The 5,924-nt window shown below is 63.8% G+C and carries 6 protein-coding genes; all 6 read left to right on the top strand.

All coding sequences use genetic code 11. The features are described 5' to 3' along the window. Positions 1-45: 45 nt before the first annotated feature. The 6 genes from RUH75_RS22990 to RUH75_RS22965 all read left to right on the top strand — a co-directional run bounded on the left by RUH75_RS22990 (position 46) and on the right by RUH75_RS22965 (position 5,905). Entirely contained in the window at positions 46-1,194 is a 1,149-nt protein-coding gene (locus RUH75_RS22990) for a flagellar basal body P-ring protein FlgI (RefSeq protein ID WP_313809535.1), read from the top strand. Then, positions 1,194-1,520, top strand: a complete 327-nt coding sequence (locus RUH75_RS22985) for a rod-binding protein (RefSeq protein ID WP_313809534.1) — start codon at positions 1,194-1,196, stop codon at positions 1,518-1,520. Before RUH75_RS22990 ends, RUH75_RS22985 begins: the two co-directional genes overlap by 1 nt. Beyond that, positions 1,517-2,851: a flagellar hook-associated protein FlgK gene (gene flgK, locus RUH75_RS22980; RefSeq protein WP_313809533.1), complete on the top strand. Its 1,335-nt coding sequence runs from the start codon at positions 1,517-1,519 to the stop codon at positions 2,849-2,851. The genes RUH75_RS22985 and flgK overlap by 4 nt, the downstream gene beginning before the upstream one ends. 17 nt (positions 2,852-2,868) lie before the next feature. Then, positions 2,869-3,714 carry a flagellin gene (locus tag RUH75_RS22975; RefSeq protein ID WP_313809532.1) on the top strand — a complete coding sequence of 282 codons (846 nt, stop codon included), beginning with the start codon at positions 2,869-2,871 and terminating at the stop codon, positions 3,712-3,714. 268 nt (positions 3,715-3,982) lie between these two features. Further along, positions 3,983-4,846: a flagellar motor stator protein MotA gene (gene motA, locus RUH75_RS22970; protein ID WP_313809531.1), complete on the top strand. Its 864-nt coding sequence runs from the start codon at positions 3,983-3,985 to the stop codon at positions 4,844-4,846. A 3-nt stretch (positions 4,847-4,849) separates the two neighbouring features. Further along, positions 4,850-5,905: a flagellar motor protein MotB gene (locus RUH75_RS22965; RefSeq protein WP_313809530.1), complete on the top strand. Its 1,056-nt coding sequence runs from the start codon at positions 4,850-4,852 to the stop codon at positions 5,903-5,905. Positions 5,906-5,924: the final 19 nt, after the last annotated feature.

Raw genomic sequence — 5,924 nt, 5'->3', positions numbered from 1 at the left:
GCGGGAACCCATCTCCCCACCTCGCGTCCGGGGACACGGCCGGAGATGGGTCCCCGCTTTCGCGGGAATGACGGGAAGGTGTCGGCCAAGGCTTTCCTGCATCGCGCCATCGTCGCCCTGCTCACCGTCCTCACCTTCCTCTCCGCCCCGGCCCATGCCGAACGGATCAAGGACCTCGGCACATTCCAGGGCGTGCGCCCCAACCAGCTGACCGGCTACGGCATCGTCGTCGGCCTTGCGGGCACGGGCGACGACAGCCTGGACTATGCGACGCAGGGCATGAAGGGCGTCGTCTCGCGCTTCGGCCTGACGCTGCCGCAGGGGATCAATCCGGCGCTGAAGAACGCGGCGGCGGTGCTGGTGACGGCGGACCTTCCCGCCTTCGCCAAGCCCGGCCAGCGGCTGGACGTCACCGTGTCGGCGCTGGGCAAGGCCAAGTCGCTGCGTGGCGGCACGCTGATCCTGACCCCCCTGCGCGGCGCGGATAACGAGATTTACGGCATGGCGCAGGGCAACCTCGCCGTCGGCGGCCTTGGCGTCTCCGGCGCGGATGGCAGCCAGGTGTCGGTCAACATCCCCTCGGCCGGCCGCATTCCGGGCGGCGCGACGGTGGAACGCGCGGTCGCGACCGGCTTCGACACCGCGCCCACCCTCACCTTCAACCTGTCTGAAGCCGACCTCACCACGGCGCTGCGCGTGGCGGACGGCATCAACCGCACCTATGGCGACCATCGCGCCAAGGCGGTGGACGCCGTGTCGATCACCATCGATGCCGCGCCCGGCGCGACTGACCGGATCATGATGATGGGCATGATCGAGAATATCGAAGTCTCGCCCGCGGACGCGCCGGCCAAGGTGATCGTCAACGCGCGGACCGGCACCGTCGTCATCAACGGCGCGGTGAAGATTCATCCCGCCGCCATCGCGCATGGCAAGATCACCGTCAGCGTCAATGAATCGCCCCGCGTCGTCCAGCCCGCGCCCTTCTCGCAAGGCCAGACGGCGGTGGAGCAATCCAGTTCGATTTCGATCGATCAGGAAAAGAAACCGATGATCAATTTTAAAGGTGGAGCCTCTCTGGCCGATATAGTCAAAGCGGTGAACGCCATTGGCGCCTCCCCCGCGGACATGGTCGCGATACTCGAAGCCTTGAAACAGGCGGGCGCATTGAAGGCCGAACTGGTGGTGTTGTGATGCAGGTGAATTCGACTTCCACGGCAACGGCCCAGACGGGCGGAACCCAGAGCAAGGCGTCGCTGGAAAAGGCGGCGCAGCAGTTCGAGGCGATCTTCCTGCGCCAGATGATGGGCGCGATGCGCTCGGCAAGTCTCGCCGAGGGCATCAGTGATTCCAGCGCGACCGATCAGTTCCGCGACATGGCCGACGCCCGCACCGCCGATAGCATGGCGAGCCGGGGAACGCTCGGCATTGCCGAAATGCTGATGCGCCAGTTCGGCGCGAAGATGAACGCATCCAGCCCCGCCGCCGCGGACGCCCCGGTCACGGATAGGGCCGAATGAGCGACCTCTTCATCATCGGCGCCTCCGGCACCAAGGCCTATCGCACCGCCATGTCGGCGATTTCGGAAAATATCGCCAATGCCAGCACCGAAGGCTATTCGCGCCGTTCGGTGACGACGGTCGAGTCCGGCTCCTCGACAGCGACCATGGCCGTCTATATCTCCCGCGCCAATTTCGGCGGCACGGACGTCAAGAGCGTCAATCGCGCGACCGATCCCTATCTGGACGCGACGGTCCGTTATACCAATATGGCTCTGGGCAGTTCGACCGCGAAGCTGCGCTGGCTGACCGATTCGGAAACCGCGCTCAACGATACCGAAACCGGCGTCGGCCAGCTCATGTCGACCATGTACCAGAATATCGACAAGCTGGCTGCCAGCCCCAGCGACAATTCGCTGCGCGTGACCACGCTGGACAGCATCAGCCGCATCGCGCAGGCCTTTCAGCAGACCGCCGGCGACCTGCAACAGATATCAAGCGGCATCGCCACCGAAGCGCAGTCCTCGGTCGCAACGGTCAATCAGGCGCTTTCGGCGCTGGCCGACATCAACAACAGCCTGCTGCGCGCGCAACCCGGCACATCCGCCTTCGCCCAATTGCTCGACAGCCGCGACGCGGCCCTGGGCACGCTGTCCTCGAACCTCAATATCGATATCGCCTTCGGCACGCATGACCAGGCCAATGTCACGCTGAACGGCCAGAGCCTGGTCGATGGCAGCACCGCCACCACGCTCGCCGTCACGGCCAACAGCGACGGGACGCTGGCGCTTGCCACCAGCGGCGGCACCGCGCTGGCCGCGCCCGCCAACGGTACTTTGGGCGGCCTGTTTTCCGCCGCCGGCACCGTGACGCAGCGGCGCGCCAGTCTGGACAGTCTGGCCCAGCAGTTCGTCACCGACATGAACGGCTGGCATGCCCAGGGGCTGACCGACGCCGGCGCCAATGGCGCGCCGCTCCTGTCCGGCACCACCGCCGCGAGCGTGACCGCGCTGATCACCGATCCGGCACAGTTCGCGACCAAATCCTCGGACGGCACGGCGAACGGCAATCTGCTGACCGCCGCGACCGCTCTGCGTGGCAATGGCAGCGTGGAGCAGGGCTGGACCTCGCTGATCGCCAATCACGCCAATCTGCTGTCCTCCACCAAAGCGGAACAGACCACGGCGCAGAGCCGCAGCGATCAGGCGGTCGCCGCCCGCGAAGCCGTGAGCGGCGTCGACCTGGACATGGAGGCAGCCGATCTGCTGCGCGTCCAGCAGGCCTATTCGGGCTGCGCCAAGATCCTTCAGGTGGCGAAGGAAACCGTCGACGCGATCCTGCAGATCATCTGAACGGAAGGAACGGAACCATGGTCGGCATCACCAACAAGATCCTTCTGGCCGAGATTCGCCGTCAGCAGCAGCTGTCCCAGAGCATCGTCGATGGCCAGACCGCCATTTCGACCGGCAAGACGCTTACCAAACCATCGGACAATGCGCTCGCCTGGGTGCAGGTGTCGGACATCGGCCGGGCACAGGCGCAGCAGGCCGCCTGGCAGTCCAATGTCAGCACCGGCTCGACCCGCGCCGCCAATGCTGAATCCAATCTCGATGAGATGAACACGCTGCTGACCCGGGCGCAGGAGCTGATGACGGCAGCGCGCAATGGATCGCTGAACGACACCAGCAAAACCGCAATCATCGAGGAAATGAAGACGATCCGCACGACGATCGATTCGCTCCTCAACCAGAAGGATTATAACGGCATCCCCACTTTCGACGACGGGCAGAGCGTGCTGGTTCCGGTGAGCCGGGGGCTTAATCTGGCGGTGGTGGGCACCAGACAGGACGTGTCCGAGGGGATTGACGTCAACGGCACGCCCATGTCGCTGGACGACATATTGGGGCAGAGCATCACGGCACTGCAAAGCGGCACCGACACCGACGTCGCCGCCGGGCTGGACGCGATCAAGGCGGGCCAGAATCACATCGTGCTGGAGCAGACCAAGCAAGGCGTGCGCGGCGACCGGCTGGACGTGATCGGCACGCGCCTCACGGACGTGGACCTCGACCTCAAGGACCGGCGCGCCAATCTGGAATCGACCGATCTGACAGAGGTTATTTCATCGGTTTCGGCCAAGCTGCTTCAACTGGATGCGGCGCAATCCGCCTTCGCCCGGATCAACCAGCAGACGCTGTTCGATCTGATCAAATAAGCGGACAAGCTCCGATATACGCCGTGCTCCTGCGCAGGCAGGAGTCCAGTCCAAAGGTCAGAACTGGGTTTCTGCCTGCGCAGGAGCACGCCGGTTTATAAAATAACCATTTGAAAGATTTGTACTTTCTTATAAAAAATGTCGTTACCGTTTTTTCGACGGGCACCCTAAATCACATCCTAACCAGGCCGTATTAACCAATCGAGAGCGTCTTTCATGCGATGCTTCGATCAAGACGGCGCCTTCGGGCAGAATTTCGGGGATAATCATGTTCGCAATCATCGGCCTGGTCGTGCTGCTCGCCATGGTGTTTGGCGGCTTCATCTTTACAGGCGGCGACATCGGTCCGGTTCTGCACGCCCTGCCCCATGAAATGATCATCATCGGCGGCGCGGCCGTCGGCGCGCTGATCATCGGCAATTCGGGTTCCGACCTGAAGGCGCTGGGCGGGGGCCTTGGCAAGGTGTTCAAGGGGCCGAAATACAAGAAGCAGGATTTTCTCGACTGCATCTTCCTCGTCTCCAAGCTGATGAAGACGCTGCGCGTCGAAGGGCCCGTGGCGCTGGAACCGCATATCGAGGACCCGTCGAGTTCCGCCATATTCTCCGAATATCCGCGCCTGATGGGCGACAAGACGTTGATCCACCTGATCAGCGACACGCTGCGGCTGGTCGTCGTCTCATCCGGCACGCTCGATCCGCATGCGGTCGAGGAAGTCATGGATAATGCGCTCAAGACGCACCATCACGAAGCGCTTCGCCCCGCCGACAATCTTCAGGGGCTGGCCGACGCGCTCCCGGCGCTGGGCATCGTCGCGGCGGTGCTGGGCGTCGTCAAGACCATGGGTTCGATCGATCAGCCCCCGGCCATATTGGGCGGAATGATCGGTTCGGCGCTGGTCGGCACCTTCCTCGGCGTGTTGCTCGCCTATGGCATGGTCAACCCCTTCGCCAATCGCTGCCGCGCGGTGATCGAGGCTGACGGTTCCATGTATCATGTGGTGAAGCAGATCATCGTCGCCTCCCTGCACGGCCACCCGCAGCCGCTGGTGATCGAAGCCGCGCGCTCCAGCCTGACCCATGCGAACCAGCCGGCCTTCGCCGAAGTGTTCGACGGCATGCGGGGCAAATAAGCCATGGCCGAGAAGAAGCGCGGCGGAAACGAGCCCGAACCCAGACCGATCATCGTCAAGAAGATCATCGTCGAAGGTCATGGCGGCCATCATGGCGGCGCGTGGAAGGTCGCCTATGCCGACTTCGTGACGGCGATGATGGCCTTCTTCCTGCTGATGTGGCTGCTGGGCGCGACCACGGAAAAGCAGCGCAAGGGCCTGGCCGATTATTTCACGCCGACGCTTGTTCAGCTGAAGGAGAATTCGGCGGGCTCCAACGGCATGTTCGGCGGCGACAGCATGATGGGCAAGGAAAATTACCCGACCACCGGCGGTCAGGGAAATCTGGCCATCACCATGCCGCGCGACGCGTCGGGCACCAAGGATCAGGGTGGCAAGGCCACCAAGGCCGCCGACCGGGCGAAGTTCGAATCGATCAGGAAGGAACTGGAAGCCCGCATGGCGCGGCGCCAGGGCATCAACAAGCTGCGCAGGAATGTCCGCTTCACGGAAACCCGCGAAGGGCTGCGCATCGACCTGATCGACGAATCGGACTTTGCGATGTTCGCCATGGGCACCGACCGGCTGCTGCCGCAGGCGCGCGAACTGGTGAACGAGGTCGCGCAGACCATCAGGACCATGCCCAACCCGCTGATCGTGCGCGGGCATACTGACGGCCTGCCCTATAGCTCCGGGCAGACGATGAACAACTGGATGCTATCATCGGCCCGCGCCGAAGCGACCCGGAAGGCCTTGGCTTCCAACGGCATTGGCAATGACCGCTTCGCCCGGATCGAAGGCGTGGCGGATCGGGAGCCCTTTGCGAAGGGCGATGCCTACGACCCGCGCAACCGGCGCATGTCGATCATCCTGGGATGGAGCCGTGGCGCTGGCGAGGGCGATGCCGACGAACAGCCGGACGCGGAAACCAGGGCCGCGATCAAGGAACGCGACAATCCGATGACCATGGCTCGCGGCGAAGCACGCAAGCTGGATATGGGCGGGACTGGCCTGCCGGCTGGGGCCGAGTTGATCAATCCCACGGCGAAGGGCACGTCGAACAAACCGGGCAAGCATTGAGCCATTCCCACCCTCGTGG

This window comes from Sphingobium sp. (assembly GCF_032153725.1).
Classification (GTDB): domain Bacteria; phylum Pseudomonadota; class Alphaproteobacteria; order Sphingomonadales; family Sphingomonadaceae; genus Sphingobium.
This window is presented reverse-complemented; position numbering and strand designations above follow the sequence as displayed.

What these genes read in the sequence shown, in the direction of transcription:
- RUH75_RS22975 (WP_313809532.1), top strand. Translation starts at nt 2,869, where the DNA reads ATGGTCGGCATCACCAACAAGATCCTTCTGGCCGAGATTCGCCGTCAG.
- motA (WP_313809531.1), top strand. Translation starts at nt 3,983, where the DNA reads ATGTTCGCAATCATCGGCCTGGTCGTGCTGCTCGCCATGGTGTTTGGC.
- flgK (WP_313809533.1), top strand. Translation starts at nt 1,517, where the DNA reads ATGAGCGACCTCTTCATCATCGGCGCCTCCGGCACCAAGGCCTATCGC.
- RUH75_RS22985 (WP_313809534.1), top strand. Translation starts at nt 1,194, where the DNA reads ATGCAGGTGAATTCGACTTCCACGGCAACGGCCCAGACGGGCGGAACC.
- RUH75_RS22990 (WP_313809535.1), top strand. Translation starts at nt 46, where the DNA reads ATGGGTCCCCGCTTTCGCGGGAATGACGGGAAGGTGTCGGCCAAGGCT.
- RUH75_RS22965 (WP_313809530.1), top strand. Translation starts at nt 4,850, where the DNA reads ATGGCCGAGAAGAAGCGCGGCGGAAACGAGCCCGAACCCAGACCGATC.